Origin of the sequence: Puniceispirillum sp. (SeqCode) (assembly GCF_965657105.1) — a bacterium.
Taxonomy (GTDB): domain Bacteria; phylum Pseudomonadota; class Alphaproteobacteria; order Puniceispirillales; family Puniceispirillaceae; genus Puniceispirillum.
On the sequence record NZ_CBFHNB010000036.1, the window covers coordinates 1 to 22,915 of the forward strand.

The 22,915-nt window shown below is 49.5% G+C and carries 19 protein-coding genes and 3 tRNA genes; 5 read left to right on the top strand and 17 right to left on the bottom strand.

The genetic code is table 11. The annotated features are described in order from the left end of the window. Positions 1-99: 99 nt before the first annotated feature. The 11 genes from fusA to secE form a co-directional block, all read right to left on the bottom strand. Positions 100-2,238, bottom strand: a complete 2,139-nt coding sequence (gene fusA, locus ACTF7Q_RS06385) for an elongation factor G (protein WP_438997022.1) — start codon at positions 2,236-2,238, stop codon at positions 100-102. A 22-nt stretch (positions 2,239-2,260) separates the two neighbouring features. Then, positions 2,261-2,731 carry a 30S ribosomal protein S7 gene (gene rpsG, locus ACTF7Q_RS06390; RefSeq protein WP_438997023.1) on the bottom strand — a complete coding sequence of 157 codons (471 nt, stop codon included), beginning with the start codon at positions 2,729-2,731 and terminating at the stop codon, positions 2,261-2,263. 12 nt (positions 2,732-2,743) lie between these two features. After that, positions 2,744-3,115 carry a 30S ribosomal protein S12 gene (gene rpsL, locus ACTF7Q_RS06395; protein WP_013047256.1) on the bottom strand — a complete coding sequence of 124 codons (372 nt, stop codon included), beginning with the start codon at positions 3,113-3,115 and terminating at the stop codon, positions 2,744-2,746. Between the two features lie 300 nt (positions 3,116-3,415). Further along, positions 3,416-7,609 (bottom strand): DNA-directed RNA polymerase subunit beta', encoded by a 4,194-nt coding sequence (gene rpoC / locus ACTF7Q_RS06400; RefSeq protein WP_438997024.1) that lies wholly within the window; start codon positions 7,607-7,609, stop codon positions 3,416-3,418. 84 nt (positions 7,610-7,693) lie between these two features. After that, on the bottom strand, positions 7,694-11,872 hold the full coding sequence (gene rpoB, locus ACTF7Q_RS06405; RefSeq protein WP_438997025.1) for a DNA-directed RNA polymerase subunit beta: 4,179 nt from the start codon (positions 11,870-11,872) through the stop codon (positions 7,694-7,696). 184 nt (positions 11,873-12,056) lie between these two features. Further along, on the bottom strand, positions 12,057-12,437 hold the full coding sequence (gene rplL / locus ACTF7Q_RS06410) for a 50S ribosomal protein L7/L12 (RefSeq protein ID WP_332923346.1): 381 nt from the start codon (positions 12,435-12,437) through the stop codon (positions 12,057-12,059). Between the two features lie 37 nt (positions 12,438-12,474). Continuing rightward, positions 12,475-12,993 carry a 50S ribosomal protein L10 gene (gene rplJ / locus ACTF7Q_RS06415; RefSeq protein WP_438997026.1) on the bottom strand — a complete coding sequence of 173 codons (519 nt, stop codon included), beginning with the start codon at positions 12,991-12,993 and terminating at the stop codon, positions 12,475-12,477. Positions 12,994-13,273: 280 nt separating this feature from the next. Next, complete coding sequence (gene rplA / locus ACTF7Q_RS06420; protein ID WP_438997027.1) at positions 13,274-13,960, bottom strand: 50S ribosomal protein L1; 687 nt, start codon at positions 13,958-13,960, stop codon at positions 13,274-13,276. Positions 13,961-13,964: 4 nt separating this feature from the next. Further along, complete coding sequence (gene rplK / locus ACTF7Q_RS06425; protein ID WP_438997028.1) at positions 13,965-14,396, bottom strand: 50S ribosomal protein L11; 432 nt, start codon at positions 14,394-14,396, stop codon at positions 13,965-13,967. Between the two features lie 70 nt (positions 14,397-14,466). After that, a complete protein-coding gene (gene nusG / locus ACTF7Q_RS06430) occupies positions 14,467-14,997 on the bottom strand; it encodes a transcription termination/antitermination protein NusG (RefSeq protein WP_438997029.1) in 531 nt (176 codons plus the stop codon). A gap of 72 nt (positions 14,998-15,069) precedes the next feature. After that, positions 15,070-15,267, bottom strand: coding sequence for a preprotein translocase subunit SecE (gene secE / locus ACTF7Q_RS06435; protein ID WP_041860950.1), 198 nt, complete (start codon positions 15,265-15,267; stop codon positions 15,070-15,072). A 381-nt stretch (positions 15,268-15,648) separates the two neighbouring features. Between secE and ACTF7Q_RS06440 the strand changes: the two genes are divergently transcribed. Then, positions 15,649-16,521 (top strand): DMT family transporter, encoded by an 873-nt coding sequence (locus ACTF7Q_RS06440; RefSeq protein WP_438997030.1) that lies wholly within the window; start codon positions 15,649-15,651, stop codon positions 16,519-16,521. Between the two features lie 153 nt (positions 16,522-16,674). On the opposite strand, the gene ACTF7Q_RS06445 is transcribed toward ACTF7Q_RS06440, so the two are convergent. From ACTF7Q_RS06445 to ACTF7Q_RS06455, 3 genes are all read right to left on the bottom strand, one after another. Continuing rightward, positions 16,675-16,750 (bottom strand) — tRNA-Trp (locus ACTF7Q_RS06445). A gap of 48 nt (positions 16,751-16,798) precedes the next feature. Beyond that, positions 16,799-17,989 (bottom strand): elongation factor Tu, encoded by a 1,191-nt coding sequence (tuf, locus tag ACTF7Q_RS06450; protein WP_438997031.1) that lies wholly within the window; start codon positions 17,987-17,989, stop codon positions 16,799-16,801. Between the two features lie 120 nt (positions 17,990-18,109). After that, positions 18,110-18,194: transfer RNA gene (locus tag ACTF7Q_RS06455), tRNA-Tyr, on the bottom strand. Positions 18,195-18,291: 97 nt separating this feature from the next. Here ACTF7Q_RS06455 and rlmB point away from each other — a divergent pair. The 4 genes from rlmB (at position 18,292) to ACTF7Q_RS06475 (ending at position 20,455) form a co-directional block, all read left to right on the top strand. Further along, positions 18,292-19,215 carry a 23S rRNA (guanosine(2251)-2'-O)-methyltransferase RlmB gene (gene rlmB / locus ACTF7Q_RS06460; RefSeq protein ID WP_438997032.1) on the top strand — a complete coding sequence of 308 codons (924 nt, stop codon included), beginning with the start codon at positions 18,292-18,294 and terminating at the stop codon, positions 19,213-19,215. Then, on the top strand, positions 19,169-19,753 hold the full coding sequence (locus tag ACTF7Q_RS06465; RefSeq protein WP_438997033.1) for a hypothetical protein: 585 nt from the start codon (positions 19,169-19,171) through the stop codon (positions 19,751-19,753). Before rlmB ends, ACTF7Q_RS06465 begins: the two co-directional genes overlap by 47 nt. A 71-nt stretch (positions 19,754-19,824) precedes the next feature. After that, positions 19,825-19,900, top strand: a tRNA-Thr gene (locus tag ACTF7Q_RS06470). A 417-nt stretch (positions 19,901-20,317) separates the two neighbouring features. Then, positions 20,318-20,455, top strand: a complete 138-nt coding sequence (locus tag ACTF7Q_RS06475; protein WP_438997034.1) for a hypothetical protein — start codon at positions 20,318-20,320, stop codon at positions 20,453-20,455. A gap of 17 nt (positions 20,456-20,472) precedes the next feature. On the opposite strand, the gene ACTF7Q_RS06480 is transcribed toward ACTF7Q_RS06475, so the two are convergent. The 3 genes from ACTF7Q_RS06480 to ACTF7Q_RS06490 form a co-directional block, all read right to left on the bottom strand. Continuing rightward, a complete protein-coding gene (locus ACTF7Q_RS06480; protein ID WP_438997035.1) occupies positions 20,473-21,384 on the bottom strand; it encodes a DMT family transporter in 912 nt (303 codons plus the stop codon). A 356-nt stretch (positions 21,385-21,740) separates the two neighbouring features. After that, the gene (locus tag ACTF7Q_RS06485) at positions 21,741-22,385 is read right to left on the bottom strand and encodes an HAD-IA family hydrolase (RefSeq protein WP_438997036.1); all 645 of its coding nucleotides are present in this window, start codon (positions 22,383-22,385) and stop codon (positions 21,741-21,743) included. A 121-nt stretch (positions 22,386-22,506) separates the two neighbouring features. Beyond that, the coding region (locus ACTF7Q_RS06490; RefSeq protein ID WP_438997037.1) for an SDR family NAD(P)-dependent oxidoreductase at positions 22,507-22,915 on the bottom strand (409 nt) is incomplete at its 5' end.

A 22,915-nucleotide genomic window follows, 5' to 3' on the forward strand; every position in this document is an offset into this window, starting at 1 on the left:
CATGGTCAACGTGACCAATCGTTCCGATGTTACAATGTGGCTTGGAACGATCAAACTTTTCCTTAGACATGTCTCTGGTCTCCTATGCTTTAGTTTCAGTTAGGCCATTTTGGCGCGGACTTCATCCGCAACCGCTTGAGGCACTTGTTCATAATGGTCGAATTGCATTGAATATTGGGCGCGGCCCTGGCTCATCGAACGAAGCGTATTGATGTAGCCAAACATGTTGGCCAAAGGCACCATTGCATCAATCGCACGGGCATTACCGCGCTGATCCATACCGCCGACGTTACCCCGACGGCTGTTCAGATCACCGATGATATCACCCATATATTCTTCAGGGGTAATAACTTCGACGCGCATAACCGGCTCAAGCAGCTTAGCGCCCGCTTTTTGCATGGCTTCACGGAACGCAGCCCGGCCAGCAATTTCAAAGGCCAGAACAGATGAGTCAACATCATGGCTGGCGCCATCATAAAGTTCGGCAGAAAAGTCGATAACCGGGAAGCCAGCGATTGTGCCGCTTTCCTTGGCCATTACGATACCTTTTTCAACGCCCGGAATAAATTCCTTTGGAACGTTTCCACCAACAACTTTATTAGTGAATTCAAAATTGCCTTCGGCAAGCGGCGCAAATTTGATCTTCACACGCGCAAACTGACCTGTACCACCCGACTGTTTCTTGTGGGTGTAATCAATATCAACTTCTTTAGTGATGGTTTCACGATACGCCACCTGCGGCGCACCGATATTCGCCTCAACCTTGAATTCACGCTTCAGACGGTCAACCAAAATATCAAGGTGAAGCTCACCCATTCCCCGCATGATGGTCTGGCCTGACTCAATGTCAGTTGTCACCTGGAATGATGGATCTTCAGCCGCAAGGCGCTGAAGCCCTGTTGACATTTTTTCTTGGTCATTCTTTGACTTTGGCTCGATCGCAATTTCGATAACCGGATCAGGGAACGTCATCGTCTCAAGAACAACAGGCTTTGCATTGTCACAAAGCGTATCACCAGTGGTGCTTTCCTTCATGCCCGCAAGCGCCACGATATCACCTGCATAGGCCACATCGATTTCTTCACGGTTGTTAGAATGCATCAACATCATCCGGCCGACACGCTCGCGCTTGCCTTTGGTTGAATTGAGAATGCTGTCACCCTTATTGAGCGTGCCAGAATAGATACGAACGAATGTAAGCGAACCAACAAACGGATCATTCATGATCTTAAATGCCAGACCTGAAAGCGGAGCGGCGTCGTCTGCACTACGTTCAATATCACGTGTTTCAGTTACGTCACCTGGTGCAAAGCCTTTATAGGCTGGCACGTCCAATGGACCTGGCAGATAATCGATAACAGCGTTCAACATCGGCTGAACACCTTTGTTCTTAAAGGCCGATCCACATAGCACAGGCACGAATGACATATTCAAGGTGCCAAGACGGATCAAACGCTGCAAGGTCGCTTCGTCAGGCTCTTCGCCTTCAAGGAAGGCTTCCATGGCCACATCGTCCTGCTCAACAGCAATCTCGATCAGATAAGCGCGCATTTCAGCAGCTTTTTCGGCCAATTCAGGGCGAACGTCCTTAACGGTCCATGTTGCACCAAGATCTTCTGAATCCCATACCCATTCTTTCATGGTGACAAGATTAATAATACCTTCAAGCTCAGTTTCAGCACCAATGGGCATCTGCACAGGCAAAGGCACGGCACCAGTGCGATCACGGATCATATCAACACAGTTAAAGAAGTCTGCGCCGGTCTTATCCATCTTATTGACGAAAACAATACGTGGCACTGAATAGCGATCAGCCTGACGCCAAACTGTTTCTGTCTGAGGCTCAACACCAGCGTTCGCATCAAGAACACAAACAGCACCATCAAGAACAGCCAATGAGCGCTCTACTTCAATCGTAAAGTCAACGTGTCCTGGTGTATCGATGATGTTGAAACGGAATTTAGCTTCGTCTTCAGTCGCGCCATGCTCGCCTGACGGGGTTTCACCATCATTTGTCCGGAACCACATACAGGTTGTCGCCGCTGAGGTAATGGTAATGCCACGCTCTTGTTCTTGTTCCATCCAGTCCATTGTGGCGTTGCCATCATGAACTTCACCGATTTTATGTGAGCGGCCTGTATAATAAAGAATTCGTTCTGTTGCAGTTGTCTTACCTGCATCAATATGAGCCATAATGCCAAAATTACGGTAACGATCTAATGGATATTCACGTGACATGTTATTGCTCCTGCTTTCAGGCTTACCAGCGGTAATGCGAAAAGGCCCGGTTAGCCTCTGCCATTTTGTGGGTGTCTTCACGCTTCTTTACAGCGTTGCCACGATTGTTAGATGCATCAAGCAATTCAGCTGACAGGCGATCAACCATGGTTGTTTCACCACGCTTGCGTGAACTGTCAATTAACCAGCGAATAGCCAGCGCCTGGGCACGCTCGGAGCGAACCTCAACAGGAACCTGATAGGTTGCACCACCAACACGGCGAGAACGCACCTCAAGATTTGGACGAACATTTTCAAGCGCATCATGAAAAACCTTTACAGGCTCATTGCCGGATTTGGTTTCGATACGATCAAAAGCACCATATACAATCTTTTCAGCAATCGAACGCTTACCGTCATACATCAAGCATGACATAAACTTTGATACAACTGTATCTTTGAACTTTGGATCCGGAAGAACCGGCCGTTTTACTGCTCTATGACGACGTGACATATCTGCCTCTTCTTACTTAGGACGCTTAGCGCCGTATTTTGAACGACGCTGACGACGATCAGACACGCCTTGTGTGTCCAAAGTACCGCGAATGATGTGATAGCGAACACCCGGCAAATCCTTTACGCGGCCGCCCCGAATAAGCACAACTGAGTGCTCCTGCAGATTGTGACCTTCGCCTGGAATATAGCTGGAAACCTCAAAACCGTTCGTCAGGCGCACTCGTGCTACCTTACGAAGCGCTGAGTTCGGCTTCTTAGGTGTTGTTGTATAGACTCTGGTGCATACGCCACGCTTTTGCGGACATGCTTCCATTGCCGGAACTTTAGTACGTTCAACAGGACGCTTGCGCCCGTGACGGATCAACTGGTTAATCGTTGGCATTACTGCCCCTTTTTTGTCTCGACCAAATACGCACAAAACGTGCAACAGAGGGAATTTTCCTTGTTAAACAAGGTAAAACTCTCGGTTTAATCTCCGCTAACGGAGCAATTTTCTTCACCTAATATACAGGCCCTGCGTCTGGTACGACTTCTGCATCCAGCAGAGTGAACCACCACCAAGGTCTAAAAGGTTGGCGGATACTATGTTTTTGGGGGTGGATGGGTCAAGCGCTTTTTACGCAAACCCGTCCGTTATCCCCATTTTTTTTCAAATAACGTAAAATTGGCACGTTCACACCAATTATGCGTCACTTTCAACCACCGTTTCTTCCGATTCGGCGGCAAATTCACTGCTTTCAAGCGCTGGTGCAGCGGCGGCGCGCTGTGCCAAGATGCCTTTATCGCGATCCGAAGCAATCCGACGAAGCCGATTCATGACCGAACCGGTTCCTGCCGGAATCAACCGACCGACAATGACATTCTCTTTCAGACCATCTAGCGTATCCTCACGACCGCTAACGGCTGCCTCAGTCAGAACGCGGGTTGTTTCCTGGAAGGACGCAGCAGAGATAAAGGATTTAGTCTGCAAAGACGCCTTTGTAATACCAAGCAAAACCGGATGCGCTGTGGCAATGCGCAAACCTTCAGCTTCAAGAGCTATATTGGCCTGCGCAAACTCCTCACGATCAACCTGTTCGCCAACAAGGAATGTACTGTCACCAGCATCTTCGACTTCAACCTTCTGCAACATCTGGCGAACAATGACTTCGATATGCTTATCATTGATCTTAACACCTTGCAGACGATAGACGTCCTGAATTTCCTTGACCAGATAGGCCGCTAGTTCCTCGACACCCAGAATGCTCAGAATATCATGTGGCACCGGGCTACCATCAAGCAACAAGTCACCTTTGCGGACAACATCACCTTCGTTTACAGCCAGCGGACGACCTTTTGGCAACAGATATTCAACTGCTTCCAAATCACCATCAAGCGGCACTACGCGGATACGACGCTTTGCCTTATAGTCATTACCAAATTCAACACGACCATCAGCCTCGGCAATAACAGCAAAGTCCTTTGGCTTACGCGCTTCAAAGAGTTCGGCAACACGTGGCAAACCACCTGTGATATCACGTGTCTTTGATGACTCACGCGGGATACGCGCCAGCACGTCACCAGCTTGAACCTCGGCACCATTCTCAATCGAGAGAATCGCACCTGCTGACAGGAAGTAACGTGCCTCAAGACCGTTGGCCAATGTCAACACTTCGCCCTTTTCATCTCGCAAGGTAATGCGTGGACGCAGGTTTGCACCGCCCGCAGCCGTTTTCCAGTCAACCACTTGGCGGCTTGAGATGCCTGTTGTGTCGTCAGTTACCTCACGAACAGATGTGCCATCAGTCAGGTCGACATAATGCGCAGTACCATTCATTTCGGTGATGATTGGCATTGTATATGGATCCCATTCGATCAATATCTTGCCAGCCGCAATCTCTTCGCCTTCACTTACCAACAGTTTACCACCATATGGCAGACGGTGACGAAGACGCTCGCGACCCTTTTCATCAAGAATAAGCAACTCAGTATTCCGGCTCATGACAATAGGGATGCCATTTTTGTCGGTAACCAATGTCGCATCTTCAAGCTTTACGGTACCACCGATTGTCGCCTCAATATTTGACTGCTGGGCATCTCGCTGGGCAGCACCACCTACGTGGAAGGTACGCATTGTCAGCTGGGTACCCGGCTCGCCGATTGACTGTGCGGCGATAACACCAACAGCTTCACCCATATTCACGTCAGTTCCACGTGCCAGATCACGGCCATAGCAATTTGCACAGATGCCGGTATCGGCTTCACATAGCAATGCCGAGCGGATCAAAGCCTGATCAGCACCAGATGTTTCGATCTTGTCAAAATGCTCTTCGGTGACCATTTCACCAGCTGGCAAAATCACTTCGCTGGTTTTGACATCGACCAGATCTTCGGCCAACACCCGTCCTAGAATTCTTTCATAAAGCGAGTCAACGATCTCACTGCCATTTAGAACGGGACGAATGGTAAGGCCTTTGGAGGTGCCGCAATCGACTTCACGAATGATACAATCCTGCGCCACGTCAACAAGACGACGTGTCAAATACCCCGAATTCGCCGTTTTCAAAGCGGTGTCAGCCAGACCTTTACGGGCACCATGCGTCGAGTTGAAATATTCCAGAACATTCAAACCTTCTTTAAAGGATGAAATGATTGGTGTTTCAATGATCTCGCCTGACGGCTTGGCCATCAGTCCCCGCATACCAGCCAGCTGTTTGATCTGAGCAGCCGAACCACGCGCACCGGAATGTGCCATCATCCAGACTGAATTAATCGGTTCGCCATCGGTCTCGGTTGAAATACCTTTCATCATCTCGTCAGCGACAAGATCCGAACAACGTGACCAGACATCGACCACCTTGTTATATTTCTCACCTTGCGTAATCAGACCATCGAGATATTGCTGTTCGAACGTCTTGACCTCGGCTTCGGCTTCATTAACGAATTTTTCCTTCAGTTCAGGCGTTGTCAGATCGGCAATACCAAAGGAGATACCCGCGTCACACGCCTGACCAAAACCAAGCCCCATCAAACGGTCACAGAAAATGACCGTGTCTTTCTGACCACAATGGCGATAGACGTGATCGATAACGTTACTCACCTCTTTCTTGGTCATCAGCTTGTTCACAAGCTCAAACGAACAAGACGGGTTGTCAGGCAGCAGATCAGCCAGCTGGGCACGACCCGGGGTTGTTTCAACAACCGCTAACACGCGCTCACCATTAGCATCACGCGTTGGGACACGCGCCTTTACCTTGGCATGCAGGCTCACTGAACCATTGCCAAGGGCAAGCAGGATTTCCTTGACGTTCGAGAACGCCATGCCTTCGCCCTTTTCACCGTCACGGATCATCGACATATAATAGAGGCCAAGGATGATATCTTGTGACGGCACTATGATCGGCTTGCCATTTGCCGGGCTGAGGATGTTGTTTGTCGACATCATCAGAACGCGGGCTTCAAGCTGGGCTTCAAGCGACAGAGGCACATGCACCGCCATTTGATCGCCATCAAAGTCAGCGTTAAAGGCTGTACATACCAATGGATGCAGTTGAATGGCCTTGCCCTCAACCAAAACCGGCTCAAACGCCTGAATACCAAGACGGTGCAGGGTTGGTGCCCGGTTCAGCATCACCGGATGCTCGCGGATCACCTCTTCAAGAATATCCCAGACTTCGGGACGTTCTTTTTCCACCATGCGTTTCGCCATTTTGACCGTACTCGCCATCGCATATAGCTCTAGCTTTGAATAGATAAACGGCTTGAATAGTTCTAGCGCCATCTTCTTTGGCAAACCACATTGATGCAGTTTAAGTTCAGGTCCGACAACGATAACCGAACGGCCTGAATAATCGACGCGCTTACCAAGCAAGTTCTGACGGAAACGACCTTGCTTGCCTTTAAGCATATCAGATAGCGATTTCAGCGGACGCTTATTAACACCGCTGATAACCCGGCCACGACGACCATTATCAAACAAGGCATCAACCGATTCCTGCAACATGCGCTTTTCGTTGCGGACAATAATGTCTGGTGCACGCAGTTCAATCAACCGCTTTAGACGATTATTACGGTTGATAACCCGGCGATAAAGATCATTCAGATCAGAGGTGGCAAAACGACCCCCATCCAACGGTACCAACGGACGCAATTCCGGTGGAATCACAGGCACAACGTCAAGGATCATCCATTCAGGACGACATCCAGAATCCTTGAAAGCATCGACAAGCTTCAGACGCTTTACCAGTTTCTTGCGCTTGGCTTCGGATCCGGTAGCGATCAGTTCTTCACGGATCTTTATACGTTCTTGGTCAAGATCAAGATCAACAAGAATTTTCTTGATCGCTTCGGCGCCAATACTGGCTTCGAACGCATCGTCACCAAATTCGTCCTGGGCATCGTAATATTCTTCTTCTGACAGAAGCTGGCCTTTGACCAACGATGTCATACCAGGCTCGATAACGACGAAATTCTCAAAATAGAGGACGCGTTCCAGATCCTTCAATGTCATATCGACAAGCAGACCAATACGGCTTGGCAGTGATTTCAAAAACCAGATATGCGCAACCGGTGCGGCCAGTTCGATGTGACCCATGCGTTCACGACGCACTTTGGACAAGGTTACTTCAACACCACATTTCTCGCAGATAATACCGCGATACTTCATCCGCTTATATTTACCGCAAAGACATTCGTAATCACGAACAGGACCAAAAATACGGGCACAGAAAAGACCGTCTTTTTCCGGCTTAAACGTACGGTAGTTGATCGTTTCAGGCTTTTTAATCTCACCGAATGACCATGACCGAATACGCTCGGGTGATGCGATGGAAATTCTGATTTTGTCAAAGCTCTGCGGACCTTGTGCTTGCCCGAAAGGATTCATCAAATCGTTCATCTATCTACCTTTCCAACATAAGTTGGTTTCAATTAATTACCTGCCACCCAACGGCGTCGCGGTGGGGGCGTTAGCCTTTACGGCTTAGTATTCTGCCTCATGCAAATCGACATTCAGACCAAGTGAGCGCAGCTCTTTGACCAGAACGTTGAAAGACTCCGGAATGCCAGATTCAAAGTCATCATCACCGCGGACAATGGCTTCATAAACCTTTGTACGGCCAGACACGTCATCCGACTTCACGGTTAGCATTTCCTGCAAGGTGTAGGCCGCACCATAAGCTTCAAGTGCCCAGACCTCCATCTCACCAAAGCGTTGTCCTCCGAACTGTGCCTTACCACCAAGAGGCTGCTGGGTAACCAGCGAGTAAGGACCGATCGAACGGGCATGGATCTTGTCATCAACAAGGTGATGCAATTTCAGCATATAGATATAGCCAACGGTAACCGCCCGGTCGAAGACCTCGCCTGTTCGGCCATCGGTAAGCCATTCCTGACCTGTTTCACTGAGGCCAGCCTTTTTCAACAGACCCACAACATCGGCTTCCCGCGCACCATCGAACACCGGCGTTCCCATTGGCACGCCGCGACCAAGAATTTCGGCCTGTTCAATGATCTGGTCATCATCCATGACCGCCAATTCGTTCTTATACTGCTCTTCTGAATATATGCCCGACAAGGTATCACGCAGATTTGAGGTATCAGCAGTAGCACGCGCCGCTTCAGCAGCCGCACCAACCTGTTTACCAAGACCACGCGCCGCCCACCCAAGATGAGTTTCAAGAATCTGACCAACATTCATTCGCGACGGCACACCAAGCGGATTCAGCACGATATCGACCGGCGTACCATCTTCAAGATATGGCATATCTTCGGCCGGAACGATCCGCGAAATCACACCCTTGTTACCATGACGGCCAGCCATTTTGTCACCAGGCTGAAGCTTGCGCTTCACGGCAACAAAGACCTTTACCATCTTCATCACGCCTGGCAGCAATTCATCACCACCTTGGAGCTTGTCAACCTTATCATTGAAACGTGCCTGCAAAGCCGCAACAGCATTTTCAAAGTTGGCAATCTGCGCTTCAATCAGCTTTTGCACATTGTCATCTTTAACAGCAATTTGCTGCCATTGTGACTTTGGCAGTTCATTAAGCAACGCATCATCGATTTTAGTGCCTGCTTTCACGCCTTTTGGCCCCGAAGCCACTGTCTGACCAGCAAAGAGTTCGGTCATACGGCCATAAAAGCCACGCTCAAGAATGCTACGTTCGTCATCACGGTCTTTGCCAAGACGATCTATTTCGGCGCGATCAATCGCCAGCGCACGTTCGTCTTTTTCAACACCACGACGAGAGAACACACGCACTTCGACAACCGTGCCTGAACCGCCTGGTGGCAGTTTCAGTGAGGTATCACGAACATCAGACGCCTTTTCACCAAAAATGGCACGGAGCAGTTTTTCTTCAGGTGTCATTGGTGATTCACCCTTTGGTGTCACCTTACCAACCAGAATATCACTAGGCCCGACTTCGGCGCCGACATATACAATGCCAGCCTCGTCAAGATTCTTCAGAGCTTCTTCACCGACATTGGGAATGTCACGGGTGATTTCTTCCTGACCAAGCTTTGTATCACGCGCCATCACTTCATATTCTTCGATATGAATCGAGGTGAATACGTCGTCACGGACGATACGCTCAGAAATCAGGATTGAATCTTCAAAGTTGTAACCATTCCATGGCATGAAGGCGACAAGCACATTCCGGCCAAGCGCCAATTCACCGTCTTCGGTTGATGGGCCATCGGCAATGATATCACCACGACGAACCGTATCGCCTACTTTGACAAGCGGACGCTGGTTGACTGTTGTATTCTGATTTGAACGCTGGAATTTCAACAGGCTATAGATATCAACTGGTGACACATCTTCTGCGGTTTCTTCACTGGCACGAACAACAATACGTGTGGCATCGACCTGATCGATTACACCAGCACGTTTTGCAACGATTGTCACACCCGAGTCACGCGCAACACGGGCTTCCATACCGGTGCCCACGATCGGAGCTTCGGATTTCACCAGAGGCACAGCCTGACGTTGCATGTTCGACCCCATCAAGGCGCGGTTCGCATCATCATTTTCGAGGAACGGAATCAAAGCCGCAGCAACCGAAACTAGCTGTTTCGGCGATACGTCCATAAGTTCGATATCGGTTGGACGCGCAAGGCCAATTTCGCCAGCCCGACGCACCGGAATCAATTCACCAACAAATACGCCCTTATCATCAAGTTCGGCATTCGCCTGGGCAATTGTATACCGACCTTCTTCCATCGCCGAGATATAGCGCACTTCGTCTGTCACCTTACCTTCGACAACTTTACGATAGGGTGTTTCAATAAAGCCGTAACGATTGATTTGGGCAAAGGTGGCCAGCGAGTTAATCAAGCCAATATTTGGGCCTTCAGGTGTTTCAATTGGGCAAATCCGGCCATAATGCGTTGGATGCACATCGCGCACTTCAAAGCCCGCACGTTCACGGGTCAAACCGCCCGGCCCAAGCGCCGATACGCGGCGTTTATGAGTAATTTCAGACAAGGGGTTGGTCTGATCCATAAATTGAGATAACTGCGATGAGCCAAAGAATTCACGTACAGCGGCAGCCGCCGGCTTGGCGTTAATCAGATCGGCAGGCATGACAGTGTCGATTTCAACTGAACCCATGCGTTCACGAATGGCACGTTCCATCCGTAACAGACCCACACGATACTGGTTTTCCATCAATTCACCAACCGAACGTACCCGGCGGTTACCAAGATGGTCGATATCATCAATATCACCGCGACCATCTTTCAGACCAGTCAGCACTTTCAAGATCGCCATCACGTCTTGCTTGCGCAAGATACGAACAGAATCATCTGTATCTAGTTCAAGGCGTGAATTCATCTTTACACGTCCAACCGATGACAAATCATAACGCTCTGATGTGAAAAACAGGCTCTGGAACAAAGCATGCGAGCTTTCTAATGTTGGTGGCTCGCCCGGACGCATAACACGATAAATATCAACCAGCGCCTCTTCACGGCAGGTATTCCGGTCAGCGGCAAGAGTATTGCGCAGATGCGGACCATAATTGACATTATCAATGAACAAGATGCTGATCTCATCATTTCCGTTTTCAACAAAGCGTGCCATCAGCTCTTCGGTGATTTCTTCACCCGCTTCGGCATAGACTTCGCCAGTCGACATATTGATGATGTCTTCAGCAATAAACCGGCCCAGAATATCTGTATCAGGCACCAGTATGTCTTTAACGCCATCTTCAACCAGCTTTTTCAGCGAGCGTGGTGTCATTTTTGTGCCTGATTTGGCAACAACTTTTTTGGTGTCGGCATCAACAAGATCGCGTATCAGCTGGCTACCTTTAAGGGTTTCAGGGTCAAGCGCGTGACGCCAACCATCACCATCACGCTTATAGTCAACCGCATTATAAAAATAGCCAAGAATTTCTTCGCGGCTCATGCCAACAATACGCGTTGGATCAACGTCTTCACCTGATTCTTCGCAGGCCTCCATATAGGTCAATGAATCAGCATCGGGTAAAGCCATCATAAAAGTGGTTGATGGCAGTTTACGCTTGCGGTCAATCCGCACATTCAGAATATCTTTGGCATCAAATTCAAAATCCAGCCATGACCCGCGATAAGGAATAACGCGGGCGGCAAACAGCAATTTGCCCGAAGCATGTGTTTTGCCGCGGTCATGGTCAAAGAACACGCCTGGCGAACGGTGCATCTGTGAAACGATCACTCGCTCGGTGCCATTCACAATAAAGGTACCATTTGACGTCATTAGCGGCAGATCGCCCATATAGACGTCCTGTTCCTTGATGTCGCGGATTGAACGCGCGCCTGTATCTTCGTCTTCTTCCCAGACCACCAGTCGTAAGGTCACTTTAAGCGGCGAGGCATAGGTTAGCCCGCGCTGTTGACATTCTTCAACATCATATTTCGGCTTTTCCAGATCATAAGACACAAATTCAAGTATCGAACGACCAGCGAAATCACCGATCGGGAACACTGATTTGAAGGTTTCCTGCAACCCATGATCAATACGATCGGGAACCGGAACATCCATTTGCAAAAAAGTATCATAACTTGACCGCTGAACATCAATCAGGTTTGGCATTGGGGTGATTTCTTCCAGCTGCCCAAACGTGCGGCGAACCCGCTTGCGACTATCCAAGGTACTTACATGCGATGCCATTTAGTGATCCCTCATCAAAATCTCTGCTTCCCAACTAAAAAAAAGCTAAGCTGGAAGCGTGGTTTAGTCCCTCAAGCGAAAATCATTCAGCTTTCAGGTTTTTAACGACCTTGCACCGGATAGCGAAACGCCACCCGGTGCAAGCAATTTCAACAGCTTTTAAATTCAAGCTGTTCCGTCAAAGTTACTTAACTTCGACAGAGGCGCCAGCTTCTTCAAGCTTGCCTTTAATTTCGTTTGCTTCGTCTTCAGACACAGCTTCTTTAACAGCCTTAGGTGCAGCTTCGACGAGGTCTTTTGCTTCTTTCAGGCCAAGACCTGTGATCGCGCGAACTTCTTTAATAACATTGATCTTTGATGCACCAGCGGCAGTCAGAACAACGTCAAATTCGGTTTTTGCTTCAGCCGCGCCGCCAGCGTCACCGCCGCCAGCTGGCATTGCCATTGCCATAGGAGCAGCAGCAGCAGAAACGCCCCACTTCTCTTCCAGCATAGTTGCCAACTCAGCAGCTTCGAGAACTGTAAGGTTGGAAAGATCTTCTGCGATTTTTGCTATATCAGCCATTTGTATACTCCATTAAGCTTGAACTTCTAGGTTTAAATTATGAACTCTGCAATTGGTCTTCGCGTGCTTTGATGACGCGTGCGAGCTTTCCGGCCGGAGCCTGAGCCACACGTGCAAGTTTCCCTGCTGGTGCTTGTAAAAGCCCAACAAGCTTGCCGCGCAATTCGTCAAGTGATGGCAATTTGGCCAACGCTTCAACGCCAGACTTGTCGAGAATTTTCCCGTCAATACTGCCGCCGATGATGGTCAATTTTGTATTCGACTTGGCAAATTCTACGAGGGTTTTGGCTGCTGCCACCGGGTCTTGCGACGTACCAATCGCTGTTGGTCCGGTAAACAGGCTGTCCAAATCTTCGTAGCGCGTGTCTTTAAGCGCTAGCTTGGCAATCCGGTTTTTGGTTACCTTAAAGCCAGCACCGGCTTCCCGCATCTTTAGACGCAGTTCGCCACTCTCTGCAACGGTCAAACCAACCTGATGTGCCACAACAATTGTTGTTGACGCATTGAAGGTTGCTTGCAGGGTTTCGATCAATTCGGCTTTTTCTGTTCTATTCACCGATAATCTCCACTCTTCGTTTAGGATCTTATGCCCTGTTGGGCATGCCATCCCGGTTGCAAAACAAGACCGGAAACAATCCTCCGGTCCGCTGGCCTGCCCATAAGAAGTTCAAGCGGTAATTCCGCTTTTGCTCCCCGTCTATTACAGGTTATTAAGCACGTGTCAGCCTAATGGCTGGATCGGCGCCCCTGCAGTCTTGGACAGGTGCGGGGTCGTGCAAGCACCACCCCTAATCATCATCGACACGTCACCGCGCCGATGAAGAATTCAAATTCGTCTAGGCGTTATCTTCGACAAACACGCCAGCGCTCATAGTTGAGCTGATTGTGATCTTTTTGATATAAGTGCCTTTGGCACCGCTTGGACGCGCCTTGCGAACAGCTTCGATAAAGGCATTGGCATTTTCTTCGATCTGCTTGGCACCAAAACTCGCTTTGGCAACACCAGCATGCACAACACCAGCCTTTTCAGCGCGATATTGAACTTCACCTGCCTTAGCAGCTTTAACAGCCTCGGCAACATCCGCAGTCACCGTGCCCAGCTTTGGGTTAGGCATCAGACCACGTGGGCCAAGCACCTTACCAAGACGACCAACAACACCCATCATGTCAGGCGTTGCAATCACGCGATCAAAAGCAGATTCGCCATTCTGGATAGCTTCGGCAAGATCATCAGCACCAACAAGGTCAGCACCGGCGGCTTTGGCCTCATCAGCTTTGGCATCTTTGGCAAAAACCGCAACCCGCATGGTTTTGCCCGTGCCATTAGGCATCGCCACAACACCGCGAACCATCTGGTCAGCGTGACGGGGATCAACACCCAAATTCATGGCAACTTCGATCGTTTCGTCAAATTTTGCCTTGGCGTTTGATTTTACCAGCTCGACAGCCTCAGCTAGCGCGTAGGCTTTGTTCCGGTCAACCGCTTCATAAGCAGCACGTAAGTTCTTTGTCTGTTTAGCCATTAGTTCAGCCCTCCACCACTTCAAGGCCCATAGCGCGGGCAGAACCCATCACCATCTTTGTGGCACCTTCAATATCAACCGCATTCATATCACCCATCTTTTGATCGGCGATTTCGCGCACCTGCGCCATTGTCACTTTACCCGCCACAGTACGGCCAGGCTCCTGACCACCTTTTGGCAAGCCCGCAGCTTTTTTCAGGAAATAGCTAACTGGTGCTGTTTTAGTGGTGAAAGTAAAGGACTTGTCCTGATACACGGTGATAACAACTGGAATAGGCATATTCTTTTCCAGTGAGTCAGTCGCCGCGTTGAACGCCTTACAAAATTCCATGATATTTACACCGCGCTGGCCCAATGCTGGGCCTACCGGTGGTGACGGGTTAGCCGCACCAGCTGGAATATTCAGCTTGATATATCCGTCAATCTTCTTTGCCATAACTATCTTTCCCTGACTTACGGGACATCATGTTAAGTGATGCCATCGTTATTGCGTTAACCGCATCTGTTTAAACTTTTTCTACCTGACTATATTCCAGCTCGACTGGGGTTGAGCGCCCAAAGATAGACACTGTAACTTTCAACCTTGCCTTATCATCATCAGCCTCTTCAACATATCCGTTAAAGGAGGCAAACGGGCCATCAGATACGCGTACCTGCTCGCCAACGTCGAATGTGATTGTTGAACGGGGGCGCTCGACGCCGTCGCTCATCTGCTTGATCAGGCGTTCAGCCTCACCATTGGTAATCGGAATGGGCTTGCCTTTGCCGCCCAAGAAACCTGTGACCCGCGGCTGGCTGGTGACAAGCTGCCACGCCTCGTCGCTGAGTTCCAGTTTCACAAGGATATAACCGGGGAAGAATTTACGTTCGGACTGGACGCGCACACCACGGCGCATCTCAACTACCTCTTCGGTAGGAACCATCACTTCATCGATCTGATCTTCTAGCCCATGCGTCGCGGCCTGCTCGGTGATTGCCTGAGCGACCTTTTTCTCAGATCCTGAGAACACATGAACAACGTACCAGCGTTTGGCCATCAATAAATCCCAATTTGTCTTGCCATTAGCAAAACCACAAAAAAACCACTTCGTTCCCAGCTACTAGGGCTCCTAGCTACCAAGGCCTAGAACAAACTGGACAACATTCGAAAGCACCATATCCACCAGCAAAAAGAAAATCGCGGCAATGGTTACCATAATAAACACAGTAAGCGTAGCTGTTCCTGTTTCACGCCGAGACGCCCAAGAAATACGACTGATTTCCTGACGTACCTGCCTAACAAACTGTGCGGGCGACACTTTAGCCATCGATAGCTGCCACTTCAAGTTCAATTTTCACAATAGCAGCATACATTTGCATCGTCTTTCCTAGTTAATACTCTCAGCCCAAGTCCCCGACCAAGGCCTATGTGCCTGTGCCGGGAAATCCTGTTACAACCAATAAAGTCGAAGAATGCCACCGTGGATGAAGCCTATTACCAAAACATCACCGGCAAAGCAACCCTTGATATGGGATTTAAGCATATATGTAGCAACAAAATTTTACCGCCTTAACGCACGTCACCGCATGGAACAAAATCAAAGCGCCACGTGGTCGAAGCGCTTTATATACTTGACCCTAGCTTACGATAAGCCTAGGTGAAATTAAGGCGGTGCGATACAGCATGACAGCCATTGGATATGAAACACATGCCTGTCTCAGACAATACCCGCGGTGCGGCGCTGATGGCGATTAGCGTACTCTTCTTTACCGCCAATGACACTATGATGAAATTTTTGTTTGGTGACATACCGTTATTCCAAGCCGTGTTGTTACGTGGCTTGCTATGTTTACCCGTGATCACCTATATGGCGCATCGACGCAATCAGCTGTTTGTGCGCGCAAGCCGCCATGACATGAGCATCGTTCTGATTCGCGCTGGCGCCGAAGTAGCGGCGACAATCTGCTTTCTAACAGCATTGGCGAATATGCCACTGGCCAATATCATTGCGATCTTACAGACGCTGCCTCTGAGCGTGACGATGGTGGCGGCGTTGTTCCTAGGCGAACCTGTAGGCTGGCGGCGTTGGAGCGCGATCATTATTGGCTTCATCGGGGTTCTGATTATCATACGCCCTGGGACAGATGGTTTCAGCCTGTATTCATTATGGGGGCTAGCGGCGGTTGCCTGTGTAACCGTGCGCGATATTGTCACCCGCCGTCTGTCGCGCGATATGCCATCTTTATTTGTCACGCTGATTACCGCGATCGCTATTACAAGTCTTGGCGCGGTCATGATGCCTGCATCAGGCTGGGTGCCCCCATCATTAACAAGCTGGGTTATATTGGTGGCGACAGCATGCGTGATTGTTGTGGCCTATCTGTTCAGCGTCATGACCATGCGGGTTGGCGATATCAGCTTTGTGTCGCCATTCCGCTATTCAGCGCTGATCTGGGCGATCATTCTGGGATATGTGGTATTTGACGAATGGCCTGACAATCTGACGCTGAGCGGCATGGCAATCATCGTTGCCACCGGCATTTATATGTTCCGGCGCGAGCGCATCGTCGCGGTGCAATAGATGTGACGTGAAAACACCGAGCATTTAATACTTTTGCAGGGTTCATGCCACGGTCATAGGTTTCACTGATATATCCACAGGCACAACCGTTAAACCCATGAAAAAACCCCCAGCCATTACAGCTAGAGGTTTTCATAATACCATCGGTGAAAATGGCAGGAGCGGAGGGACTCGAACCCACAGCCCCCGGTTTTGGAGACCGGTGCTCTACCAATTGAGCTACACTCCTAAACTTCTATCAGCCTGATTGTAACATCAATCAGGCTGGGTATTCGATTTATTTTATCACAGTTGCGACGACACCAGCACCCACGGTGCGGCCACCTTCGCGGATCGCAAAGCGCAAGCCTTCATCCATCGCAATCGGTGCAATCAAGGTCACGGTCATCGCGATATTATCACCTGGCATAACCATTTCGGTGCCTGATGGCAGCTCAACCGAACCTGTCACATCCGTCGTACGGAAATAGAACTGTGGACGATAGTTCGAGAAAAACGGCGTATGACGGCCACCCTCATCCTTGGTCAGGATATAAGCCTCGGCCTTGAACTCAGTATGTGGTGCAATCGAACCTGGCGCACATAGAACCTGACCACGCTCAACTTCCTCACGCTTGGTACCACGCAACAACACACCAACATTATCGCCAGCTTCACCCTGATCAAGCAGCTTGCGGAACATCTCAACACCCGTACAGGTTGTCTTTTGTGTATCTTTTAGGCCAACAATCTCAATCTCTTCGCCAACATTCACAATGCCGCGCTCAATGCGGCCAGTCACAACCGTACCACGACCCGAAATCGAGAACACATCCTCAATCGGCATCAAGAATGGCTGATCCTTCGGACGCTCTGGCTGGGGAATATACGCATCAACCGCCGCCATCAATTCGTTGATCGCACCAGCACCAATCTTTTCGTCACCACCCTCAAGCGCGGTCAATGCCGATCCTTTGATAATCGGAATATCATCGCCTGGGAACTCATATGATGACAGCAATTCGCGAATTTCCATCTCAACAAGCTCAAGCAACTCTTCATCGTCAACCTGGTCAACCTTGTTCATGAATACGCACAAAGCCGGCACACCAACCTGACGCGCCAACAAAATATGCTCGCGTGTCTGCGGCATCGGGCCATCAGCCGCTGATACAACCAGAATCGCGCCATCCATCTGCGCCGCACCTGTGATCATGTTCTTTACATAATCGGCGTGACCCGGGCAATCAACATGCGCGTAGTGACGGTTATCTGTCTCATATTCAACATGTGCTGTTGAAATGGTAATGCCGCGGGCACGCTCTTCTGGTGCCTTGTCAATCTGGTCGTAATCCTGAAACTCCGCGCCGCCAGCTTCCGCCATCACCTTAGTGATCGCTGCTGTCAATGTCGTCTTACCATGGTCAACGTGACCAATCGTTCCGATGTTACAATGTGGCTTGGAACGATCAAACTTTTCCTTAGACATGGGCTCGCCCTTTTCTCTAAAATGGTGGACCGTGCCGCAGGCATTGAAAGGTCCGATGGATTATTTATCAGCTAGCTGACGGGAAAAACTGTATATACTGGCAAATTGATGCCATAACAATGGTGGTGGGGGTAGGATTCGAACCTACGTACGCTACGCGGGCAGATTTACAGTCTGCTGCCTTTAACCACTCGGCCACCCCACCGGATTGCCTTAAATACCTGCACCTTTTGACTTGCGAAAAAATGAAGGTCTTGCGAATTAAAAAGTACGAGCCAGTTTGTCAACAAAGAAGTCATATAATGAGCCCAAAAAGCAGTAAAAAGCGACCCAAGGTCAAAAGCCAAGGTAAAAACCCACCTTTTGACTCTGTAAAACATGCGCCAAGCATATCTGGTCGAAGCGTGTCAAAAGCATCGCGTCGGGGGGCATCAACTAGGCAAAATGACGATGCACAAATAAAAGCCGCGCCAAAACCTCCTCAAGGTGGCTATTTTCTGTGGGGACGACATGCTGTTGCCGCGGCACTCGCCAATCCAAATCGCCGTATCGCCGCTCTTTATATAACTGATGACAGTCGTGATAGCTTTGACGCGCTATACCAAGATCTGGAAGCAAACCGACAAGCCGAACTGCCCGACGCTCGCCCAATTGAACGGCGGCGACTTGATGGCATTGGCGGGCATGATAGCGAAAAGGCAGTGCATCAGGGCATGGCGGCAGCCGTCTGGCCATTGGACGCCCCGCATCTTGACGATTTCATCGCTGACAGTGCCGATAAGCCTATACGTATCATCATGCTTGATCAGATTTCCGACCCCCGTAATGTTGGGGCTATTTTGCGTTCAGCACGCGCCTTTGGGTGTAACGCGATTATCACCACACATCGGAATGCACCCGAAGAAAATGGTGCGCTTGCCCGGACAGCAACAGGCGCACTTGAACATATCCCTATCATTCGGGTGGTCAATCTGGCACGGGCAGTCGAGAGCTTACAGGATCATGATATCACCGTTGCCGGTTTGGCTGGTGATGGCACGATGGATGTTGGGGCGCTGGCAGATTTTCGGCGTCTGGCCATCATGCTGGGCGCCGAAGGCCCGGGCTTGCGTCGGCTAAGCCGCGAACATTGCGATCATCTTGTCCGAATCGATATCGCGGCTGAAGCCGACAGCCTGAATGTATCTATCGCCGCCGCAATCGCCCTATATGCGGCCAAAGGCTGATACGCCAAGCTGGTCTAGCGCGCCGTCGGGCATCGCCCGCGTTCGTTGTAAAAGGAGCGAATATGCGTGGCTGGACGCCCACGAATATGCGCTGGCGCATGGCCGCGCCGATATTATCCTAACCACCGAGACCAAGGGCGATGCCGATGCCAAGTTATTACAACGGACGCCAAGCTGGTATAGCGCGGCTGGTGGTGCGGTCTGGAAAAAACGGCCATTTCAGCTGGCCTATCAACCAACCTGTATTTTCCGCGGCGAAGCCATAGCCGCACTTGACCAGCATGATATCACTTGGGATATTCCATTTAGCAGTTATGATAATCAGAATATTATGGCCTTTATCAGTGCCGACCTAGCGATCACGGCGGTGCTGGAAGGTACTAACAATCCCGATTGGGATGAAATCCCCGCCGAGGCCGGACTGCCACCCCTACCCAATTATGGAATCTTCATGTATGTCGCTGAAGGTAGCCATAATATGCTGGCAAAGGAACTGGCGCGGATTATCCGACTCATGATGGCCAAAATAGCGCATTAGGATAAATTGTTTAAACTTTGCGATCGCAAACTGTTGACCCCAGCAAAAACTCTGGTAAAAGACCGTTACGTGCTGGCGTGGCTCAATTGGTAGAGCACCCGATTTGTAATCGGGCGGTTGGGAGTTCGAGTCTCTCCGCCAGCACCATTTCCCCCAAAAAATATATTATTTATCAGCGCTTTGCGATCCGAAGTGTCCCACGTTAAAATAGATCATGGGACATTTTTCCACCCTAGCTTTCTTTCGTTGTCGTTACCATTCCATGCCTCGCATGGTTTCTATGCCTGTCTCGCCAGTTCTGGTCGCTTGACGCCGCGTGTGTAAACTTCCGATGTGCGTGACTCGCTATGGCCATGTATCGCCATCATCTAATACTGGCTACATCCTGCCTCGGCCAGAATATTGCCGACGGCCTTGCGGACACCGTGTGCCGTCCGGTTCTCAAGCCCTGCTTGGCGACACCATTTTGAAAACATCTAGCTCATCGATTCGGCGGTGGATATGGGCTTGCCGTGGGTTGTGAGAATATATGCTTGACCAACCAGTTTCATAGTGGCGATGGTCTTGCAGGGGCATGGCGGTCAGTTCGTCGTGCTTGATGAAACAACTGATACCGTTTTGGTGACCATTTCGATGAATGAAAATTATAAAGCCGGAAACCTTTTCAACAATATTCATAAATTTGCTGAAAAGCTGAATTGATAAGCGTTCGTGATTATCTAGGCGTCATCCATATTTTGCTGTGCCAGCACAATAATGACGCCAGCGCTTACGATAAGGGCAATGCCAATAATACTTATGGCGTTGGGCATGTTTCCCCAAAACAGCCAGCCAAATAAACCGACTGAAATCAGATAGGCATATTCATAGATCGCGGCATAACTCGTTTTAGTCAGTTGATAGGCTCGCGTCATCAAGGATAAGGCCGCGCAAGCACCCGCCGCAATTATAACCATCCAAAACCAAAACACACCATCGACAGCGTGCCAGCCTCTGAACAGGAAAGGCGCTTGTTCCAGCAAATCGGGCGATACTGGAAAGAGTGTTAAGGCAGATGTCCCAAGGGCGCCACATAGTCCGATGCTCACGATAAAACTCATCAAAATGGCGAGCGAACTTTCGTCTTGAAGATACCGATAGGTGATGATTGACCCCATAGCATAGGACGCCCCCGCGATGACCGGCAACATATGATAAATGGCAAAGCCGTCTCTGCCTGGCTGCAAAACAAGAATGACCCCGATTGTACCAATTAGCACAGCGATTATCCGACGCCACCCGATGCGCTCTTTAAACAGAACCATTGAAAATAACAGAACAAAAATAGGTGATGTAAAAAGGCCTGCACCTGCTTCGGCAATCGGCATCATCGGCATGACGCTGAAATAAAGCAAAATCGATGTCACCATGAAGCCAGTTCTGGCCAGCATAGGCTTCCAATGACGTGGCATAACGGAAAGCCCAAAAACCCTGCCAAGAAGCGCCACCATCAGAACCGCGAATAATGACCGGCTAAAATGAAACTGGCCAACACCAACCTGATCCGAAACCAGCAATGTCAAATTGTCCGAGAACCCGAAAATAGAGATCCCAGAAACAAGAAGCACAGCACCACGTTTTGATGCCGGCATGGTGCGTAACCAGGTTAACATTGTGTTTCCATTTCTTCAAAACCAGACATGGCCTAGCATGTGTCTGTCTGCACATTATCCGCCAGTTGCCTTATAACGATCCCGACTAAACCATATAATAACATAATCTGCATATAGTAAATAACGCACCTATCGTATTCATACCGATCATTACACCGATCATGATACCAATCATGATACGGGGGTTTTTGGATGATCTGACTGGCAGAGATTTCACGGTAAACAATCTGGACTCCGCGACGCGACGCCATGGGTTTTGAGCCTGTTGTAATGACTAGGGTGCTTAGCCTAGTGACGCTATCCACAATGTATTAGAGGGTGCGCACGCCTGTTCTTTAGGATATTTGACTGCTGATAATATCCAAGTTTTTCACGGCATTGATATTATGGCGCGTGGTTGCATACTCACCTGCATATAGGTAACAAAGGATTTGTTCTTGCAGCGCGGCTTCCTGATTAGGCTCGGTATCCTCGATGGCCACAGCGTCTTCGGGCGCAACGCCTAATTTTGTGACCGCTAGCTGGTAAACAGCACCATTTGGCTTTTCCTCAATCACGTCCTGCTTGGTTGTGATGAGATCAAAACAGCCAAAGTCAATATGACGCGATAATGCCTTTGCCAGATTATCGATATTCCGTTGCGACGTCGTTGTGATAAAGCCGACTTTAATATTCTGTCGGGCGCAATGTTCAAGGCATCCAACTACACCCGCACGCGGCGCGATACCTTGCATGAGCAAGGTTTCAAAAAAGCTTTCTTTCGCTTGGTGAATGCTATGGATTAAATCTGGTGAAACTTTGCCACTTGCATAAGAGGTCAAACGTTTCACGCCGCCTGGCTCATTTAGAAGCCGGCAATAATTTGCAACATTCCAATACCAATCAAGATCATGCTCGGCAAAAGCCATATTATAGGCCTGACGCTGTAACTCAGAGGTTTCTGCGATGACGCCGATTGATCCAAAAAGTAAAGCTTTCATCCCATACCCCAAATAACGATATTTTCATCAGCTAATATATATATGTATTTGACACGATGATCGCAATCGATCTGAACGCGGTGTGAGATATTCTTTATACATGTTGGAAGATGAAGATAATTTAGAAGGTTTCCACCCAAGGGCGCAATTCGATTTCCCATGCCCAGATAGACCGATGCTGGCGATGAAATTCGATATAGGTGCGGGCAATTTCATCAGGGTCAAGTCTGGTATGATCGGAATTATCTATAGTGGCGGATGATTGGATGCTGCCATCGATAATAAAATGCCCGATATGTATATTCTGCGGATGAAGTTCGCGCGCTAGTGACTGCGCAAGGGCACGCAGGCCAAATTTACCCATCGCAAAAACCGACGAATTTGGAAAGGCTTTGACACCCGCCGAAGCCCCCGTAAAGAAGATACTGCCACTGCCGCGCACTTGCATGCGCTTGGCCGCCTGTTGTGCCACAAGAAAGGCACCAAAGCAGGTGATTTTGAGCGCGTCCAAAGTGGCCGATGGATCGAGG

Coding starts and splice junctions, on each gene's coding strand:
- fusA (WP_438997022.1), bottom strand. CDS start 2,238: ATGTCACGTGAATATCCATTAGATCGTTACCGTAATTTTGGCATTATG.
- rpsG (WP_438997023.1), bottom strand. CDS start 2,731: ATGTCACGTCGTCATAGAGCAGTAAAACGGCCGGTTCTTCCGGATCCA.
- rpsL (WP_013047256.1), bottom strand. CDS start 3,115: ATGCCAACGATTAACCAGTTGATCCGTCACGGGCGCAAGCGTCCTGTT.
- rpoC (WP_438997024.1), bottom strand. CDS start 7,609: ATGAACGATTTGATGAATCCTTTCGGGCAAGCACAAGGTCCGCAGAGC.
- rpoB (WP_438997025.1), bottom strand. CDS start 11,872: ATGGCATCGCATGTAAGTACCTTGGATAGTCGCAAGCGGGTTCGCCGC.
- rplL (WP_332923346.1), bottom strand. CDS start 12,437: ATGGCTGATATAGCAAAAATCGCAGAAGATCTTTCCAACCTTACAGTT.
- rplA (WP_438997027.1), bottom strand. CDS start 13,960: ATGGCTAAACAGACAAAGAACTTACGTGCTGCTTATGAAGCGGTTGAC.
- rplK (WP_438997028.1), bottom strand. CDS start 14,396: ATGGCAAAGAAGATTGACGGATATATCAAGCTGAATATTCCAGCTGGT.
- nusG (WP_438997029.1), bottom strand. CDS start 14,997: ATGGCCAAACGCTGGTACGTTGTTCATGTGTTCTCAGGATCTGAGAAA.
- secE (WP_041860950.1), bottom strand. CDS start 15,267: ATGGCTAAAGTGTCGCCCGCACAGTTTGTTAGGCAGGTACGTCAGGAA.
- ACTF7Q_RS06440 (WP_438997030.1), top strand. CDS start 15,649: ATGCCTGTCTCAGACAATACCCGCGGTGCGGCGCTGATGGCGATTAGC.
- tuf (WP_438997031.1), bottom strand. CDS start 17,989: ATGTCTAAGGAAAAGTTTGATCGTTCCAAGCCACATTGTAACATCGGA.
- rlmB (WP_438997032.1), top strand. CDS start 18,292: ATGAGCCCAAAAAGCAGTAAAAAGCGACCCAAGGTCAAAAGCCAAGGT.
- ACTF7Q_RS06465 (WP_438997033.1), top strand. CDS start 19,169: ATGTATCTATCGCCGCCGCAATCGCCCTATATGCGGCCAAAGGCTGAT.
- ACTF7Q_RS06480 (WP_438997035.1), bottom strand. CDS start 21,384: ATGCCGGCATCAAAACGTGGTGCTGTGCTTCTTGTTTCTGGGATCTCT.
- ACTF7Q_RS06485 (WP_438997036.1), bottom strand. CDS start 22,385: ATGAAAGCTTTACTTTTTGGATCAATCGGCGTCATCGCAGAAACCTCT.